The organism is Tenacibaculum sp. AHE14PA (assembly GCF_019278465.1).
GTDB lineage: Bacteria > Bacteroidota > Bacteroidia > Flavobacteriales > Flavobacteriaceae > Polaribacter > Polaribacter bernardetii.
Genome location: NZ_CP058983.1, coordinates 1,491,620 through 1,510,168, shown reverse-complemented (window position 1 = coordinate 1,510,168; position 18,549 = coordinate 1,491,620). Strand labels below are relative to the sequence as shown.

General features: G+C 30.7%; 16 protein-coding genes. 10 read left to right on the top strand and 6 right to left on the bottom strand.

What is annotated here, in order from left to right:
- Window positions 1-80: 80 nt before the first annotated feature.
- Window positions 81-1,202, top strand: coding sequence for a 2-iminoacetate synthase ThiH (gene thiH, locus H0I30_RS06970; protein ID WP_218771162.1), 1,122 nt, complete (start codon window positions 81-83; stop codon window positions 1,200-1,202).
- The gene (moeB, locus tag H0I30_RS06965) at window positions 1,202-2,257 is read left to right on the top strand and encodes a molybdopterin-synthase adenylyltransferase MoeB (RefSeq protein ID WP_218771161.1); all 1,056 of its coding nucleotides are present in this window, start codon (window positions 1,202-1,204) and stop codon (window positions 2,255-2,257) included. Before thiH ends, moeB begins: the two co-directional genes overlap by 1 nt.
- A gap of 84 nt (window positions 2,258-2,341) precedes the next feature.
- Here moeB and H0I30_RS06960 read toward each other — a convergent pair whose 3' ends face one another.
- The 4 genes from H0I30_RS06960 to H0I30_RS06945 all read right to left on the bottom strand — a co-directional run bounded on the left by H0I30_RS06960 (window position 2,342) and on the right by H0I30_RS06945 (window position 5,866).
- A complete protein-coding gene (locus H0I30_RS06960) occupies window positions 2,342-3,388 on the bottom strand; it encodes a M28 family metallopeptidase (protein WP_218771160.1) in 1,047 nt (348 codons plus the stop codon).
- 67 nt (window positions 3,389-3,455) lie between these two features.
- Window positions 3,456-4,253 carry an ABC transporter ATP-binding protein gene (locus tag H0I30_RS06955; protein ID WP_218771159.1) on the bottom strand — a complete coding sequence of 266 codons (798 nt, stop codon included), beginning with the start codon at window positions 4,251-4,253 and terminating at the stop codon, window positions 3,456-3,458.
- 2 nt (window positions 4,254-4,255) lie between these two features.
- Window positions 4,256-5,287: a FecCD family ABC transporter permease gene (locus H0I30_RS06950; RefSeq protein ID WP_370624080.1), complete on the bottom strand. Its 1,032-nt coding sequence runs from the start codon at window positions 5,285-5,287 to the stop codon at window positions 4,256-4,258.
- Complete coding sequence (locus tag H0I30_RS06945; protein ID WP_218771158.1) at window positions 5,288-5,866, bottom strand: non-canonical purine NTP diphosphatase; 579 nt, start codon at window positions 5,864-5,866, stop codon at window positions 5,288-5,290.
- Window positions 5,867-6,067: 201 nt separating this feature from the next.
- On the opposite strand from H0I30_RS06945, the gene H0I30_RS06940 reads away from it, so the two are divergent.
- Complete coding sequence (locus H0I30_RS06940; protein ID WP_218771157.1) at window positions 6,068-6,829, top strand: helix-turn-helix domain-containing protein; 762 nt, start codon at window positions 6,068-6,070, stop codon at window positions 6,827-6,829.
- A 77-nt stretch (window positions 6,830-6,906) separates the two neighbouring features.
- Here H0I30_RS06940 and H0I30_RS06935 read toward each other — a convergent pair whose 3' ends face one another.
- Window positions 6,907-7,749, bottom strand: a complete 843-nt coding sequence (locus H0I30_RS06935; RefSeq protein ID WP_218771156.1) for a hypothetical protein — start codon at window positions 7,747-7,749, stop codon at window positions 6,907-6,909.
- Between the two features lie 117 nt (window positions 7,750-7,866).
- Entirely contained in the window at window positions 7,867-8,340 is a 474-nt protein-coding gene (gene rlmH / locus H0I30_RS06930) for a 23S rRNA (pseudouridine(1915)-N(3))-methyltransferase RlmH (RefSeq protein WP_218771155.1), read from the bottom strand.
- 61 nt (window positions 8,341-8,401) lie between these two features.
- Between rlmH and nadC the strand changes: the two genes are divergently transcribed.
- The 7 genes from nadC (at window position 8,402) to H0I30_RS06895 (ending at window position 18,539) form a co-directional block, all read left to right on the top strand.
- On the top strand, window positions 8,402-9,262 hold the full coding sequence (gene nadC / locus H0I30_RS06925; protein WP_218771154.1) for a carboxylating nicotinate-nucleotide diphosphorylase: 861 nt from the start codon (window positions 8,402-8,404) through the stop codon (window positions 9,260-9,262).
- A 15-nt stretch (window positions 9,263-9,277) separates the two neighbouring features.
- Window positions 9,278-11,383, top strand: a complete 2,106-nt coding sequence (locus H0I30_RS06920; RefSeq protein WP_218771153.1) for a M3 family metallopeptidase — start codon at window positions 9,278-9,280, stop codon at window positions 11,381-11,383.
- 184 nt (window positions 11,384-11,567) lie between these two features.
- On the top strand, window positions 11,568-12,137 hold the full coding sequence (locus H0I30_RS06915) for a pentapeptide repeat-containing protein (protein WP_218771152.1): 570 nt from the start codon (window positions 11,568-11,570) through the stop codon (window positions 12,135-12,137).
- A 171-nt stretch (window positions 12,138-12,308) separates the two neighbouring features.
- Window positions 12,309-13,238 (top strand): YihY/virulence factor BrkB family protein, encoded by a 930-nt coding sequence (locus H0I30_RS06910; RefSeq protein ID WP_218771151.1) that lies wholly within the window; start codon window positions 12,309-12,311, stop codon window positions 13,236-13,238.
- A gap of 158 nt (window positions 13,239-13,396) precedes the next feature.
- Window positions 13,397-14,761: a histidine--tRNA ligase gene (gene hisS, locus H0I30_RS06905; protein ID WP_218771150.1), complete on the top strand. Its 1,365-nt coding sequence runs from the start codon at window positions 13,397-13,399 to the stop codon at window positions 14,759-14,761.
- 68 nt (window positions 14,762-14,829) lie between these two features.
- Window positions 14,830-15,498: a GTP cyclohydrolase I FolE gene (gene folE / locus H0I30_RS06900; protein WP_255554347.1), complete on the top strand. Its 669-nt coding sequence runs from the start codon at window positions 14,830-14,832 to the stop codon at window positions 15,496-15,498.
- Between the two features lie 188 nt (window positions 15,499-15,686).
- Complete coding sequence (locus tag H0I30_RS06895) at window positions 15,687-18,539, top strand: TonB-dependent receptor (RefSeq protein ID WP_218771148.1); 2,853 nt, start codon at window positions 15,687-15,689, stop codon at window positions 18,537-18,539.
- Window positions 18,540-18,549 lie beyond the last annotated feature (10 nt).

Below are 18,549 nucleotides of genomic sequence, written 5' to 3'. Positions count from 1 at the left end.
TCGTTTACAATAGTATGCAGATTGCTTCATTCCATTTTATTTCATTCGCAATGACGATAACAGCATTAAAAAATTAAATTATGAGTAATTTTAAAGAACTTTTTGATACTTATAATTGGGAAGATACTTTACAAGGTATTTTCAATAAAACAGCGGTTGAGGTTGAAAGTGCTTTAATGAAAGACAAAATCGATTTAGAAGATTTTAAAGCGTTAATATCTCCTGCTGCGCGACCGTATATCGAGCAATTAGCTCAGAAAAGTAGTATGCTTACTAAAAAACGATTTGGCAATACTATACAAATGTATGCGCCCATGTATTTGAGTAACGAATGTCAGAATATTTGTACGTATTGCGGCTTTAGTATGACCAACAAAATACCCAGACGAACGTTAACAGATTCAGAGATTTTAAAAGAAGTGGCTTTCTTAAAAGAAAAAGGCTACGATCATATATTATTAGTTACCGGTGAAGCGAATAAAACAGTTGGTGTTAATTATATTAAAAATTCAATTGAATTAATTCGTTCTCAGTTTTCAAATATTACGATTGAAGTACAACCTTTAGATCAGGATGAATACGAATCGTTAATTGAAGCAGGATTGTATGCTGTATTAGTTTATCAAGAAACGTATCATAGAGATGAGTATAAGAAACATCATCCGAAGGGAAAAAAATCTAATTTTAATTATCGTTTAGATACACCAGATAGATTAGGGAAAGCAGGGATTCATAAAATAGGTTTAGGTGCTTTATTCGGATTAGAAGATTGGCGTGCCGATAGTTTTTTTACAGCCTTGCATTTAAAATATTTACAAAAAACGTATTGGAAAACGAAGTACTCTATTTCTTTTCCGAGGTTACGACCACATTCTGGCGGATTAGAGCCAAAAGTAGAGATGACTGATGCAGATTTGGTGCAGTTAATTTGTGCTTTTCGTTTACTTGACGAAGATGTAGAACTGTCGATGTCTACCAGAGAAAGTGAAATTTTTAGAAATAATATTGTTAATTTAGGAGCTACATCAATCAGCGCAGAATCTAAAACGAATCCCGGAGGCTATACCGTAGAACCACAATCGTTAGAACAGTTTGAAATTTCTGATGAACGAAGCACAGCGGAAGTGGTAAAAATGTTAAAAGATAAAGGTTTAGAAGTCGTTTGGAAAGATTGGGCACATTTTGAGTCAATAGAAAAATAATGAATTTAACCAACGAAGAACAAAAACAATATAATCGTCATCTTATTTTAGATAAAATAGGAGAAACAGGTCAATTAAAATTAAAGCAAGCAAAAGTTTTGGTGATTGGTGCTGGCGGATTGGGTTGCCCTGTATTACAGTATTTAACAGCAGCAGGTGTTGGAACAATCGGAATTATAGATGACGATATTATTGATCAAAGTAATTTGCAGCGTCAAATTTTATATACCATTGATGATATTGGCTTGTCGAAGGCTGAAACAGCTGCAAAGCGATTATCGAGGTTAAATCCGTTTGTAAACTTTAAAGTATATAAAGAAAAATTAACCAACAAAAATGCCATTTCTTTGTTTGAAAAATATGATGTTATTGTAGATGGAAGTGATAATTTTTCTACCCGTTATTTAACAAACGATGCCGCTGTAATTACCAAAAAACCATTGGTGTACGGCGCTATTTTTAAGTTTGAAGGGCAGGTTAGTGTATTTAATTATCAAGGAAGTGCTACGTATAGATGTTTATATCCGACACCACCAAAACCAGATGAGTCTCCAAACTGTTCTGAAATTGGAGTTTTAGGTGTGTTACCAGGGATTATTGGTAGTTTGCAAGCAAATGAAACTATTAAGATAATTTGCGAAATAGGAGAGGTTTTAGCCAATAAATTATTGATGTATGATACGTTGACTATGCGTCAAATGATTTTAAAATTTCAGAAATCAACCAATATAGCGGTTACAGCATTAGAAAAAGATTATGATTTTTTCTGCGGAATAAAAGCAGTTAAGAATGAAATTACTTTTGATGAGCTTCAAAAGAATTTACCGAAGTATAATTTATTAGATGTGCGTGAAAATTGGGAGCGAGAACAACATCATATAAACGGACAGCATATTCCTTTAGGAGAATTACAAAATCGATTTAAAGAGTTAAATATTGAAAAACCTTTAGTTGTGTATTGTAAATCAGGAATACGAAGTAAAAAAGCAATAACCTTTTTAGAAGAGGAATTTGATGAGGTTATTTTTATCAACCTAAAAAACGGAGTTAAATAAAAGAAATACAGATTCATAATTCAAAAAAGTATAAAAACAAAAAACTCACCAATTTGGTGAGTTTTTTATACTAAAATATGTTTTTTACTTTGTTGTTTCTCCTTTATCAACAATTACACGATTCTCGCGATTTGCAAGTTCCCATGCTGTATGAAAAACCAAACGAGTTCTGTTTTCTAACATCTCGTAGTTAATCTTATCAGGAGTATCTGTTGGCTGGTGGTAATCATCATGTGTACCGTTAAAATAGAAAATAACAGGAATGTTATTCTTAGCAAAATTATAATGGTCTGAACGATAGTAGTAACGATTCGGATCTTTTTCGTCGTTATATTTATAGTCTAAAGCTACATTTGTGTATTTATTATTCATTGCTTCAGAAATGTCATGTAACTCAGTACTTAACTTATCAGCACCAATTAAATATACATAATTAGGATTTCCTTTATGACGGTCATCAACTCTACCAATCATATCAATATTTAAATTAGTAACGGTATTCGCTAAAGGGAAAATAGGATTTTCAGTATAATACTTAGAACCTAATAAACCTTTTTCTTCACCTGTAACATGTAAAAATAAAATAGAACGTTTTGGTTTTTTACCTTCGTTATAAGCTTGTTTAAAAGCTTCAGCAATTTCTAAAATGGCAACTGTACCTGAACCGTCATCATCTGCACCATTATAAATTTTTCCGTTTTTAACACCTTCATGATCTAAATGTGCAGAAATTACTAAAATCTCTTCTGGTTTTTCTGTTCCTTTAATAAAAGCAACAACATTTTCAGAGTCATTTAATTTCATTCCTCTACGATTATTACTTAAGTAAGCAGAAGGAACTTTTTGAAAATAGTTATCATTTTCTAAAGGAGATACAATTCCTTCGCTTTTATAAAAGTCTCTTAAATAGTTAACAGCTTTTTTCTGACCAGGCTCACCAGTATTACGCCCTTCAAATTCATCAGAAGCATATATAAATAAATGTTTTCCTAAATCTTTAGCTGTAATAGTTTTTGCATATTTCGCTGCATAATCTATAGTAGTGTCATTAGTTTCGGTGCTAGCGGTATCTTTACTTGCTCCACAAGCTACAAATGCAAAAGCACTTGCTAAATAAAGTAGTTTTTTCATTAATATTTAATTAAGATTTTGGTTTGATTAGTATCTAAAAGTAACGAAATGTTACAGAAATTCAAATTTAATTTTTCTTTATGACGAATTGTTCTAATGTTTTGTTAAAACTTATCAATTCTTTAGGAAATAATTGCTCAAAAGCATTTTGATTGATTAATTCTTTAGATGTTCCGCTGTAAATTTTATTTTCAGAAAGTAAAATAAACTCATCAGCTAACTGAATAGCAAGGTTTACTTCGTGAGTAGAAATAACAATAGTTTTTCCTGTTTTTTCGACTAACTGTTTTAAGAGTGAGAATATTTTAATGGTATGATGAATATCTAGATGAGCAGTTGGTTCATCTAAAATAATGATGTCAGTATCTTGAGCCAATGCACGAGCGATAAGCACACGTTGTAGTTGCCCATCACTTAGTTCATAAAAACGTTTATCTTTTAAATGCTCAATAGCTGTTTGTTCAATTGCCCAAAGAATTTTTTTGAGATCTTTGGCTGATAATTTATCTATCCAATTTGTGTATGGCTGACGTCCTAAGGCGATTAATTCGAAAACCGTTAATTGGCTTTGAGGTAAGCGCTCTGTTAAAACCAAGCTTAAAGAAGTAGCTAGTTCGTGATGTGAATAATCAGAAATGTTTTTTTGATTAATTTTTATACTTCCACTTAATGGTTTTTGAACTTTAGAAAGTGTGCGCAGTAAGGTAGATTTTCCAATTCCGTTTTTACCCAATAAAGCTACAAACGTTCCTTTTTCTACAGAAAAATTAATGTCAGAAGCAATTACAGTTTGTTGCTTTTTTGTTTGATAACCTATTGCAAGGTTTTCAATATTAAGAACGATATGTTTTTTAGAATCAGCCAAATTTATACATATATTTTCTTTTTTCGTACCAACAGCCAAATAACTACAGGAGCACCAAATAAAGAGGTGATTGCGTTTATAGGTAAAGTAAACTCGCTTGTAGGTAGCTGAGCAATAGCATCGCAAATTAGTAACACTATTGCTCCTAAAAGAGCTGTTGCGGGTAAAAGTGTTTTATGGTTAGAAGTAGAAAAAATCATTTTAGAAATATGAGGAACTGCTAAGCCTATAAAAGCAATTGGACCCGAAAAAGCAGTAATAACACCGGTTAATAAACTGGTGATTAATAAAATAATATTTCTACTTTTTTTAATATTGATACCTAAGCTTTTTGCGTAATTTTCACCTAGCAAAAAACTATTTAAAGGTTTTATAATACTAAATGTGCCTAAAATACCAATGCTATAAATAATTCCGAAAACAGTAAGTTCTGTCCAAGTTAAATTACCTAAGCTACCAAAACTCCAAAACATGTATTGTTGAATTTGTTCGGCTTCACTAAAGTAAGATAAAACACTTATTACTGCAGAGGTTAATGAGCCAAACATTAAACCTATAATTAATATAGACATCGTGTTTCTAACTTTGTTAGCTGCGATAATTACAGCAAATAAGACAAAGAAAGAACCTAAACTAGCAGCGATTGCTAACGCCCAATTAGAAAAAGCGATTGAAACAAAAATACCGCCAAATAAGCCAGAGCCCAAAATAAGTAAAGCTACGCCAAAACTTGCACCCGAAGAAATACCTAAAACAAAAGGGCCAGCCAATGGGTTTCGGAATAAGGTTTGCATTAGTAATCCGCAGATTGACAAACCAGAACCAACCATAATCGCTGTAACAGCTTTAGGTAGTCGGAAATTTAAAATAATGGTTTGCCAACTGTCTTTAGAGGCAACACCACCAGTTAATGCGTTAAAAATATCATCAATAGGAATTGATACTGATCCTAAACTAATATTTAAGAACAAGAAAAAAATCAGCATAACTGATAAGAAAATAAAATATTTTGTGTGTTTTTTAGAAGACGTCAATTAGTTGATTGATTTTAAAAATTCAACTAATTTTTTAATGGCTAATCCACGGTGACTAATAGTGTTTTTTTCTTCAGAACTCATCTCTGCAAATGATTGCTTAAATCCTTCAGGTTGAAAAATAGGATCGTATCCAAATCCTTTTTCTCCTTGCTTTTTAGTTAAGATACTCCCTTTACAAATACCATTAAATAAAAACTGTTTGCCGTTTAAATTTAAACATATTGAGGTTCTAAATTGTGCTGTTCTATTTTCTTTTCCGTTTAACTCAGTTAGCATTTTTTGCATGTTGTTCTCTGAATTACTTGGTTCACCTGCATAACGAGCAGAATATACACCTGGGGCTCCGTTTAAGCTTTCAACTTCTAGACCAGTATCATCAGCAAAACAATTAAAGTTAAATTTACTGGTAATATGATCTGCTTTTATTTTTGCATTACCATCTAAAGTGGTTGCAGTTTCTTCAATGTCATCAAAACATTGAATATCGTTTAAAGATAATAGCTCAATATTTTTAGGAAGCATTTTTTTAACTTCCGCTAGTTTGTTTAGATTATTTGTGGCAAAAACAAGTTTCATTAATCAATTTTTAATGTAAACAAATGTATTGTTTTTTATCATCTTTGTAATTAATATTTTTATTTTTATCAAAATAACAAATCTCTGTAGGTGTTGTTAATAAAGGAACGTCGTGTAAATGTCGGGTTAAAATCAATTAAAATGTTTCATAAAAAAGAAAAGCTAAAGTAAGATTGTATGGAAAATAAAAATTTACTTATTATGAAACAGCCAGCATTAGGAAAGAAAATTTCTGAATTAAGAAAACAAAAAGGTTTAACTCAAGAAGAGCTAGTAGAAAAATGTAATATCAATGTGCGTACGATTCAAAGAATAGAAGCCGGAGAAACCTCTCCGAGAAGTTTTACTATTAAAACAATTTTAGAGGCGTTAGAAGCAGATTTTGATATAAGTAGTTTTACAAATGATATAGAAATTAACGAGTATGACAGAAAGGTGTTAAACACAGCTTGGATTTTTGGAATTATATATCTTGTGTTTGGTTTTATTGAAACAACTATAGACCTGTATAGTTATATTGAAGGCGAAATTTATACTGGTGTAGTAATATATACAAGTATTAAAATAATTTCATCAATAACATTTGTAATATTTTTTAGGGGGTTTTTAAAAATAGCAAAATTATATTCATATAAGTTATTAGAAATTATTGTTTACATTTTTATGTTAGCATACGTTTTAGCAGAGTTGTATGATATTTTTTTAATATATTTTTCTGATGGATTAATAGTTACAATAACTGTTGTTGAGTTGTTAGTTTTTGGAATAATTCAAATAATATTTGGAGCTAGTCTATTGAAGTTAAAAACTAAATTAGGTACTTTAATTCAGGTTAATGGAGTTTTAGAGATAATACTAGGTGTTTGTTTGGTTACATTATTTTTAGCGGGTGTGGGCGCTTTTTTACTAATACCAACAACCATTTTAGATATAATTGTTATTTATAGATTGGTAAAAAAATAATAAATTAAGTATAATAAAAAAGCCGAAATTTAGATGTTTCTAAATTTCAGCTTTTTTAAAGGAATAATTAAGAGTTCTTAACCTTTTAATTTATTTAGTTCTAATTTCTTAGCATTAATTTCTTCTTGTATTTTAATTAAACGATCTTTAATTTTAACTATAATAGCTTCTTTACGAGCAATACTCTCTTTAGAAGTAGATGGGTCTTTTTTAGCTTTTTCTAATTTAGCATTCATTCTAGCTAAACCTTCTTTTCCGCTTGTTAAAATTTCTTCATTAATACTAATATCATCTTCGTAATCACTAATTAAAGTTCCTTTTTCTTTAACGATAGATTTTTCTTCAGCCTTAATTTGGTTGTCTAATTGTTTTAATTTTTCAGCCTCTAAACGTAACGATTCTTGTTGTTTTAAATAAGCAATTTCTTTTGCTTTACGATCATTTTCTAACTTTAAACGAGCGTCTTCTAATTGTTTTTTACGTAAAGCTAATTCGCTTACTGTGTTGTTTACACTGTTATTTACAACGGTTTTTTCAGTAACTACCTTAGCTACTTTCGGAGAGCTCTTTCTAGTTTTTCTTTCTAGTTTTCTTTCAATAGCAGCTAAATCATCTTTTTGCATGTCGATTTGAGCATTTAACCTAGTTAACCTACTTTGCATGCTTGAAACAATCTTTTCTTTTCTTTTAATCTCTTCTTTAGTAGTGTTTTTACCTTTCTTGAAGTCTTCTAAATTAGCAGTTACACGTTTTAAAGCTCTAACACCACTAACTAAAACTTCTTCGTTAGCGTCAATTTGATCTTTTTTGTCTTCTACTTGTGATTTTAATAATTTAATTTCGTTTTGAGCATTTACTTGTTGTAAACTAGCGAAAAAGATGAAAAAAACAGCGGTTAATAAAAATTTTAATGTTTTCATTTTGATTTATTTATTGTAATATTTAATACACTTTTTTGGGGCGACAAAATTACAAAAATTTAAATAAAAAAATAGTTGTTTTTTTAAGAACTTTATGGTCCCGAAAAAGTAGCTTAATTACTCATGATGATAGGGTTCATTCTTAAGAATAGTAAAGCCACGATAAACTTGTTCCACAATAAATAAACGTATCATTTGATGCGAGAAGGTCATTTTAGATAAAGATAACTTCCCATTTGCTTTTTTGTATACCGCATCCGAAAATCCGTAAGGCCCACCAATTACTAAAACTAATTGTTTAATACCTGAATTCATCTTTTTTTGTAAATATTGAGAGAATTCAATAGATGTAAAATGTTTTCCTTTATCATCTAATAAAACAAGTTGATCGGTGTTTTGAAGTTTAGCCAAAATTAATTCACCTTCTTTTTCTTTTTGTTGAGATTCACTAAGATTCTTAACATTTTTAATGTCAGGTATAACCTCTAGTTCAAACTTAACATAATGTTTTAATCTGTTTTGATAATTATCAATCAACTGAATCAAATTTTTATCATCAGTTTTACCAATGGCTATTAGTTTTATTTTCATGCTGTAAAATTATGAATTATGCACTACGAATTAGTATTTTTACGTCAGAATTATTGAAAACATGATATCAAAAGAACAATTTAATAAAGAACTAGATTTAATTATTGTTAATGCTATTCGCGAAGATATTGGCGATGGAGATCATACATCACTTTCTTGTATTCCTTCGGACGCTACTGGTAAAGCAAAATTATTGGTTAAAGATGACGGAATTATAGCTGGAGTAGAATTTGCCAAAATGGTTTTTAATTATGTTGATGCTGATTTGCAAATAGAAACATTAATTAACGACGGAGATGAAGTAAAATACGGGGATGTTGTTTTTTATGTGTCAGGAAAATCACAATCTATTTTAATGGCAGAGCGTTTGGTGTTAAATGCAATGCAACGTATGAGTGCCATTGCAACGAAAACGAAATTTTTTGCTAATTTATTAGAAGGAACAAAAACAAAAGTTTTAGACACTCGTAAAACAACGCCAGGTATTCGTGCTATAGAAAAATGGGCAGTTAAAATTGGTGGCGGAGAAAATCACAGATTTGCATTGTATGATATGGTAATGATAAAAGACAATCATATCGATTTTGCAGGCGGAATTACACCAGCAATTACTAAAACAAAAAAATATTTAGCAGAGAAAGGTTTAGATATTAAAATTATAGTAGAAGCGCGTAGTTTAGAAGAAATTAAAGAGATTTTATCGAACGAAGGAGTGTATCGTATTTTAATAGATAATTTTAATTATGAAGATACACGTAAAGCGGTTGCCTTAATAGGTAATACTTGCTTAACAGAATCTTCTGGCGGAATTAATGAAGAAACAATTCGTGAGTATGCTGAGTGTGGTGTAGATTTTATATCATCAGGCGCCTTAACACATTCGGTTTATAATTTAGATTTAAGTTTAAAAGCAGTTGATTAATTTAATTTTATCAAAATGAAAAAACATATAATTATACTAGCAACCTTAGTATTGGCAATTTCATGTAATACTAAAGAAGCTAAAAAAGAAACAAAAACGAATATGGCTGTAGAAAATCCGTTATTAGTTAAAAGCACATTAGATTATGGTGCGCCAGATTTTACGAAGATAAAAAATGAACATTTTATGCCAGCTATTTTAGAAGGTATGAAATTGCAAAATGAAACAATTAAAGAAATTGTTGAAAATACAGAGACAGCAACTTTTAAAAATACTATTTTAAGTTTAGAAGAAAGTAGTAAAACTCTAGATAGAGTTACCGCTGTTTTTTATGGATTAGCAGGAGCTAATACAAACGATACAATTAAAGAGATTCAGAAAGAGTTAGCGCCAAAATTTTCTAAACACAATGATGATATTTTACTAAATACCGCATTGTTTGCTAAAATTAAAACTGTTTATAATAATGTAGATAGTTTACAATTAGATGCTGAATCTAAACATTTGGTAAAAGAATATTATAAGAATTTTTCTAAAGCAGGAGCTGATTTATCAGAAGATAAAAAAGAGAAGTTAAAAGAAATTAACTCAGAAATAGCAAGCTTGGCAAATGATTTTGGTAAAAAATTATTAGATGCAAGTAAAAAAGGAGGTGTTGTTATTACTGATAAAGAAAAGTTAAAAGGATTTTCTGAAGAAAAAATTAAGTCGTTAAATAAAGACGGTAAATATGAAATTCAGTTAATTAATACAAGTCAACAACCATCATTACAAACTTTAGAAAACAGAGAAGTTCGTAAAGAGTTGTTAGAAAAATCTATTCATAGATCAGATGCTGGTGAATATGACACAAGTGAGTTGGTTAAAAAAATGGTTGCTTTACGAGCAAACAAAGCGCAGATTTTAGGTTTTAAAAACTATGCAAGTTGGAGTTTACAGGGAACAATGGCAGGAACACCAGACGAGGTTTTTAAAATGTTTAGCGGATTAATTCCGGGTGCTTTAGATAAAGTTGCTTCAGAAACTAAAGAAATTCAGGCTGAAATTAAAAAAGAAGGAAACGATTTTAAATTAGCGGCTTACGATTGGAATCATTACGCTGAAAAAGTGCGTAAATCTAAATATAATCTTAATGAAGAGGAGGTAAAGCCTTATTTTGAAGTAACAAATGTATTAGAGAAAGGTGTTTTTTATGCAGCTACTAAGTTATACGGAATTACATTTAAAAAACGCACCGATATTCCGGTTTACCATCCAGATGTTGTGGTGTATGAGTTGTTTGAAGAAGATGGATCTAAGTTAGGATTATATTATGGAGATTTCTTTGCAAGAGATAGTAAACGTGGTGGCGCTTGGATGAGTGCTTTCGTAAAACAATCTAAGTTACGCAATCAAAAACCAGTAATATATAATGTATGTAATTCGCCAAAGCCAGCAGCAGGTGAACCGGCTTTAATTAGTTTTGGTGAAGTTGAAACTATGTTTCATGAATTCGGACATGCATTACACGGTTTATTCGGTAATCAACAATATGCATCAATTTCAGGAACAAGTACAGCGAGAGATTTTGTTGAGTTCCCATCTCAGTTTAACGAAAACTGGTCAACACATCCAGAGATATTAAATAATTATGCGGTGCATTATAAAACAGGAGAAGTAATACCTGCTGATTTATTAAAGAAAATTAAAGATGCCGGAACTTTTAATCAAGGATATTCGATGATAGAAAACTTATGTTCTTCTAGTTTAGATATGAATTGGCATACTGTTTCTGCTGATGAAAAGATAGAGGATGTTGCTAAGTTTGAAGAAGATGCTTTAAAAAAGATGCAATTAAAAATAGCAGAAGTTCCGCCAAGATATCGTTCTACATATTTCGCACATGTTTTTAGCGGTGGCTACGCAGCTGGTTATTATTCGTATTTATGGACAGAGATGTTAAGTCACGATGCTTATGATTGGTTTAAAGATAACGGATTGTTAACGCGTGAAAACGGACAGAAATTCCGCGAGCAAGTTTTATCAAAAGGAAACACGATGGATTACGCTAAAATGTATAATACTTTTGCAGGAAGAAATCCAAAAGCGGCTCCAATGTTAAAAGCTAGAGGATTACAATAGTTTGGTTGTCACATCGAGTAAATCTTAGGTAATGAATGATTTTTTGCAGAGATTTTTACTCAGTGTTTAAAAAAAAAAATGATATTTACAATTGTGAGGTTGTCACATCGAGTAAATTAAGAGGAACGAATAAATTTGTATCGAGATGTTTTAGTGCTCATAAACACTCTAAGGTTATTTTAAAATGAACGATTACTTCGATAGCGAAACATTTACAAAAATTGATTTTAACGAAACAAAAATCAAAAAGGGGGAATACGATAATTGTACGTTCGAGAACTGTAGTTTCGAAAACGTACATGCGTCAAATATCCAATTTGTAGAATGTGAATTTATCGATTGTAATTTTAGTAATACCATTGTAACAAATAGCGCTTTTAAGGAAGCGTCTTTTGTAAAATGTAAAATGATTGGTGTAAAATTTAATGAATGTGATTCGTTTTTATTGCAGTTTAGTTTTAAAGACTGTCAATTAAATTTCTCATCATTTTATAAGTTAAAAATACCAAACACAAAATTTGTAAATTGTAATTTGCAAGAGGTTGATTTTACAGAAACAGATCTTACAAATTCATTTTTTGATACGTGCGATTTAAAAAGTGCCATATTTGATCGCTCAATATTAGAAAAGGTAGATTTTAAAACCGCCTTTAATTTTAGTATTGATCCTGATAATAATAAGCTTAAAAAAGCAAAGTTTTCAAAAGAGAATGTTATAGGATTGTTACAAAAACATAATATTGTTATTGAATAGTTTTAGTGAGAACTTGATTCAGGTTAAGACTACTCTTTATTTTTTAATGTGCTTTTGAGGTAAACCGAGAGAGACATATCAACTATTAAAGTAAATAATGCATGCTTTTACCAAAGTTTAAAGCGGAATAGTAATTAATAAAAGAACTTTAAAATCTTCGAAACTTAATAAATGACAAAACAAATAGAAGATAATTTAGAAAAAGTACCAGTATTAAACTTGTTAGTAGTTTTTGGAAAAAAAATTAAAATACCAGGGTTAGAAGGAATGTCTTTATATGACGTGCTAGAAATGTATGTTATTGGTATTGTAAAAGGTGCTTTAACTACTAGAGCTGGTGGTATTGCTTTTAGTTTTTTTATGGCAATTTTTCCTTTTATGCTATTTATCTTGTCGTTAATACCTTACATACCTATTGATGGGTTTCAGGATAATCTCTTTTGGTTAATTCAAGAAATGCTGCCTCCAGAAACCTTTGAGGCTGTAGATTTGGTATTAAAAGATATTATTAACAACCAGTATGGTGGTTTATTATCATTTGGATTCTTAGCGTCAATTTTTTTAATGACAAACGGAGTAAATGCCATTTTTGGCGGATTCGAATATTCATACCATGTAACAGAATTTAGAAGTGTTTTTGTAGCCTATATTGTATCGCTAGGTGTTTCGTTATTGATGTCTTTTTTCTTGATAATAACGGTAGTTGCTATTATTTTTTACCAACTAGCATTGTCTAGAATCAATGAAATAGGATGGTTAGAGACGAGTGATTTAGATTTTTTTTATTGGGGTAGAGGTTTATTATTCTTAATAATGATTTTTACAATTGTTTCGTTACTCTTTCGTTTCGGAACCAAACAAGGAAGGGAAGTGAGGTTCTTTTCGCCAGGAGCAATTTTAACCACAGTGTTATCTTTATTTTCTTTTTATTTATTCGGAATTTATGTGGTAAAATTCGCAACATATAACCAACTTTATGGTTCTATTGGTACATTGTTAATCTTAATGTTGTTTGTGTGGTTAAACGCAATTATACTGCTTTTAGGGTTTGAATTAAACGCAGCTATTTATCGATTAAAACGCGTAAATAAAACTTTATAATTCGCCTATAAATTCAGATATTTGTCAACTAAGTTAGATTAAGTATTTTACTCTTGTGAAAACTTACTTTTAAGTAACAGAATACAAACGTTTAAAAATTACAGATTTTAAGTTTTGAGAAAAACTCACGATTTATAATCCACAATTCATAATTAACTATGAAACCATCAATCCCAAAGGGAACCAGAGATTTTTCATCAAGTGAAGTAGCAAAAAGAAATTACATATTTAATACGATCAAACACGCGTTTGAAAATTTCGGATTCCAGCCTATCGAAACACCAAGTTTCGAAAACTCATCAACCTTAATGGGAAAGTATGGAGAAGAAGGAGATCGTTTAATTTTTAAGATTTTAAATTCTGGAGATTATTTAAAAAAAGTAGACGAAGCTTTATTAACAGAAAAAAACAGTCTTAAAACGACTTCAAAAATATCTGAAAAAGCTTTGCGTTACGACTTAACAGTGCCGTTTGCACGTTACGTGGTACAGCACCAAAACGATATTACGTTTCCTTTTAAAAGATACCAAATTCAACCAGTTTGGAGAGCAGATCGTCCGCAAAAAGGACGTTTCAGAGAGTTTTATCAATGTGATGCGGATGTAGTAGGAAGTAAATCATTATTGCAAGAAGTAGAATTTGTACAGTTATATGATACTGTTTTTAGTAAGTTAGGTTTAAACGGTGCGACTATAAAAATCAATAACCGAAAAATATTATCTGGTATTGCTGAGGTAATTGGCGCAAAAGATAAATTAATCGATTTTACGGTTGCTTTAGATAAGTTAGATAAAATTGGTAAAGAAGGTGTTGTAAAAGAAATGCTTGAAAAAGGAATTTCTGAATATGCTATTGTAAAAGTAGATCCGTTATTTAATTTTTCAGGAACTAATCAAGATAAGTTAGCGTCTTTGCAAGAAATGTTACAAGCTTCAGATGAAGGATTGGCAGGTGTACAAGAATTACGTACTGTTGTAGAGATGATAGAAGAAATAGGGTTGGCGTCTGCTTCGTTAACGTTAGATGTAACTTTAGCTCGCGGATTAAATTATTACACAGGTGCCATTTATGAAGTAGCACCACCAGAAGGTGTAAAAATGGGGTCTATCGGTGGCGGAGGTCGTTATGACGATTTAACAGGAATCTTCGGATTAAAGGATGTAAGTGGCGTAGGTATTTCTTTCGGGTTAGACAGAATTTACTTGGTAATGGAAGAATTAAATTTATTTGAAGAGGTTGAGTTGCCAAAACCAAGAGTGTTATTTTTAAATTTTGATGAAGCAGAAAATCTATCGAAGATAAAAGCTATTAAGAAATTAAGAGCGCATAACATAAAATCAGAGTTGTACCCTGATACCGCGACAAGCAATAAACAAGAGAAAAAACAATGGAAATACGTTGGTAGTAGAGACATACAATATGTGGTAACTACTATTAAAAACGATATGTTTGTTTTAAAAGATATGGTAAACGGAGAGCAAACTACTTGTTCTTTAGATGAATTGATAAGTAAAGTACAGTAAATTAACAACTAATTTGTAAATTTGCGCCCTAATAATTGAAAGAAATGTTTGAAGTGAGTAGCAACAAAATGAATGACGAGAGAATAGAAGAGATAGGAGAGAATCACATAAGTACATCGGCAGAATCACCAATACGTGCGGATGCTTTTGATATTTCTGATGAAGAAAAAATAGAAAAAATTCAAGAAAGTGTTAAAGATATTTTAATCACTTTAGGAATGGATTTAACAGACGATAGTATGCAAGGTACACCAAAGCGTGTAGCAAAAGCATTTGTGAATGAAATATTTATGGGCTTAAATCCTGCAAATATGCCAAAAGCATCTACGTTTGATAATAATTACAATTACGGTGAAATGTTGGTAGAAAAGAATATCGTTGTATATTCTACCTGCGAGCATCATTTACTACCAATAATTGGTCGCGCACATGTTGCTTATATTTCTGATGGAAAAGTAATTGGACTATCTAAAATGAATCGTATTGTAGAGTATTTCTCAAAACGACCACAAGTACAAGAGCGTTTAACAATGCAAATAGTTCAGGCAATGCAAGAAGCTTTAGGAACACAAGATGTAGCTTGTATTATTGATGCAAAACATTTATGTGTTAACTCTAGAGGTATAAAAGATATAGAAAGTAGTACTGTTACTGCCGAATTTGGCGGTAAATTTAAAAATAAAGAAACAAAACGTGAGTTTTTAGATTACGTTAAAATGGATACAAAATTCGATTAATTTTATTACTATTTTAATCAAAAAGCAAAAAAACCTTAACTATTTAGTTAAGGTTTTTTTATTGCTTAACAATTTTATTACACTAAAATAGCATTATCAAAAAGTTTTCTTAATATTCAAAAGTTTACAAATAGTAAAAAAATAACGTGATTTGCGTCAGGTAATTTAATTATTGTAAAACTAAACAAATGAATAATTTTAAAATTTTATTGAATACGATACTAGTTCTCTTTATTAGTAATGCTGTTTTTTCACAAGAAACTGTTATTACAGGGATTATAACTGATGGTAATTTTCCGTTACCAGGAGCAAGTATTTCAGTAGCAGGAACAACAAAAGGTGTATACACTGATTTTGATGGAAATTTTGTGATAAATAAAGTTGAACAAGGAAATGTAGTATTAGAGATCTCTTATATCGGTTTTCAAACAAAAATAGTAGATGTTTCTATTGTTGGTAGTGCTAGTAAAAATATAGGAGTAATTGCATTGTTACCTTCTTCGAATGCATTAGAAGAAGTTGTAATTAATGGAGGATCAAGAAGAAATAGTGAAGCGAAAGCTTTAAGTATTCAAAAAAGATCAATGAGTATAATGAATGTGATTGCTTCTGATGGTATTGGTAAATTACCCGATCGAAATGCAGCGGAAACAGTACAACGTATTCAAGGATTATCTATTGAAAGAGATCAAGGTGAAGGACGTTTTGTATCCGTAAGGGGATTGCCTCCGTTTTGGACATCGACTACCATTAACGGAAATAGAATTCCAACTGCAGAAGAAGAAACGACTTCACGTGCAACAGCTTTTGATTTTTTTCCATCAGAATTAATTTCATACGTACAAGCAGCAAAAGCATACACGCCTGATATGGAATCAGACGGAATCGGTGGTGGTGTAAATTTTATTACACAAACAGCACCAAGCAAACAACTTTTAAATGTAAATATTGGTGGAGGTTTTAATGAAAAATCTGGTAACCCAATTTACAATGCTTCTTTAACCATTGGTAACAAAAGTAAAGACGGTAAATTCGGGTATATCGTAAACGGTTCGTATTGGAATAGAAGTTGGGGTACTGATAATTTTGAAGCACGTAGAAAAGGAGACGAAGGTGTTTTTAGAATGGAATTAAGAGATTATAACGGTGTAAGAGTTACCATGGGATTAAACGCTGCGATGGAATATAATTTTACACCTGCTCATAAAATTTATTTTAGAGGAGTTTATGGAACATTATCGGATATTGAAGAGCATTATAAACATAGAATTCGTTTTGATAAATTCGATTCAGTAACAAGTACCACAAGAGTAGAGTTGCAAAATATACATAACGAATTAATTACAGAGCTTTTTGGAAAAGAAATAGGAGGAAGACATCTTACTGAAAATGGAAAATTCGATTGGAGTATTGCTTCTTATGCTAATGAATTTAAATATGGGAATACTCCGACAGCACAAGATAAAAGCTATTTTGTTGTAAAGTTTAAACAAGATGGTATTGGTGTTAATGCAGATTATTTAGATAACAGACCAAAAATAATTGGTGGAGCTGGAGATGATAGAGCTTATTGGAAAGCAGATGGCGGAAAATTAGATTATAATGATACCGATGCTTTATTTGGTTTTTTTAGTGATGATAAATTTAAGATGGATGCAACACAAATGAAATTCTCAGATTTAGAATTATATAAAATATCAATAAAAGAAAGAGATAATATAGTAGCCTCATTAAACTATGAACATACGATTAATGATAACTTAAAAATTAAAGTAGGAACAAAATATAGAGATAAAGATCGTAGAGCAACTTTTGAAGATTTATACTACGGATGGAATGGTGCAGGAGAAACTCCAACGTTATCAGATTATTCTCAATATGTTATTCAGCAACCAGGTCGTGCAGATTATTTAAATGAAATGGGATCTAATATTCAATCAACTTTTGGGCCTGTTTTATCTACCGAAGGAATGAATCATTTTTGGACATCAAACAAAGAAAATTTAAGTGTTTTAGAAGATGATTCATCAGCTTTACAATATAATAGTGGATTAGGAAGAAATTTTGATGTTGATGAAACTCATTTATCATTTTACGGTATGGGAACTTTAAAAGCTTCTGAAAAGTGGACTATTTTAGGAGGATTAAGAGCTACGAAAACCGAAACAAAAGTATCAGGATATGTTGTTGAAAATGATGTTTTAACAAAGTCGATAAAAAATAAAAATTATTGGGCAGTATTACCAATGTTACACGTTAAGTATTCTCCTAAAAGAGATTTAAATATCCGTTTTGCCGCAACAAGAAGTTTTTCAAGACCTAATTTTGGAGACATTTCTCCATCAGGAACTTTTATATCTTTTGATAACGAATTTAAAGGAGGTAATCCTGATTTAAATCCAACGTTTTCATGGAATTTTGATTTATTAGGAGAATATTATTTCCAAAATGTAGGTGTTGTAAACGCAGGTGTTTTTTATAAATCGATTACAGATATTATTTATAATGATACCTATCAAGGAACTTACAACGGTAAAGAAGGTGTTGAATTCAGTACTCCTGTAAACGGAGGAGCAACATCATGGATTGGTGGTGTAGAGTTAGGAATTAACAGACGTTTTGATTTCTTACCAGGATTTTTTAAATATTTTGGAACACAATTAAATGCTACGTTTATGGATTCTGAAATGACAAAAGCAAGTGGTAGAAAAGTAGCGATGGCTTATCAAGCGGGAAGTTTGTTTAATGCACAATTATTTTTTGAAAAAGGCGGATTTAATACAAGGATAGCTTTTAATCATAAAGGAAAATATGCCATTGCTTACGGAGAAAGAGATATTGATGATGTGTACTACGGAAGATATAATACGTTAGATTTTTCAGCATCTTATCAAATAGGGAAAAAATGGACAATCTATACTGATTTCAATAATATTTTAAATAATCCCCTGATTTATCATTATGGTAAAAGCCAAGACCGCCCAAAACAAGTAGAATATTACGGAGTTAAAGGAAACATTGGTATTAAATTTAATCTTTAAGTATTTTGAA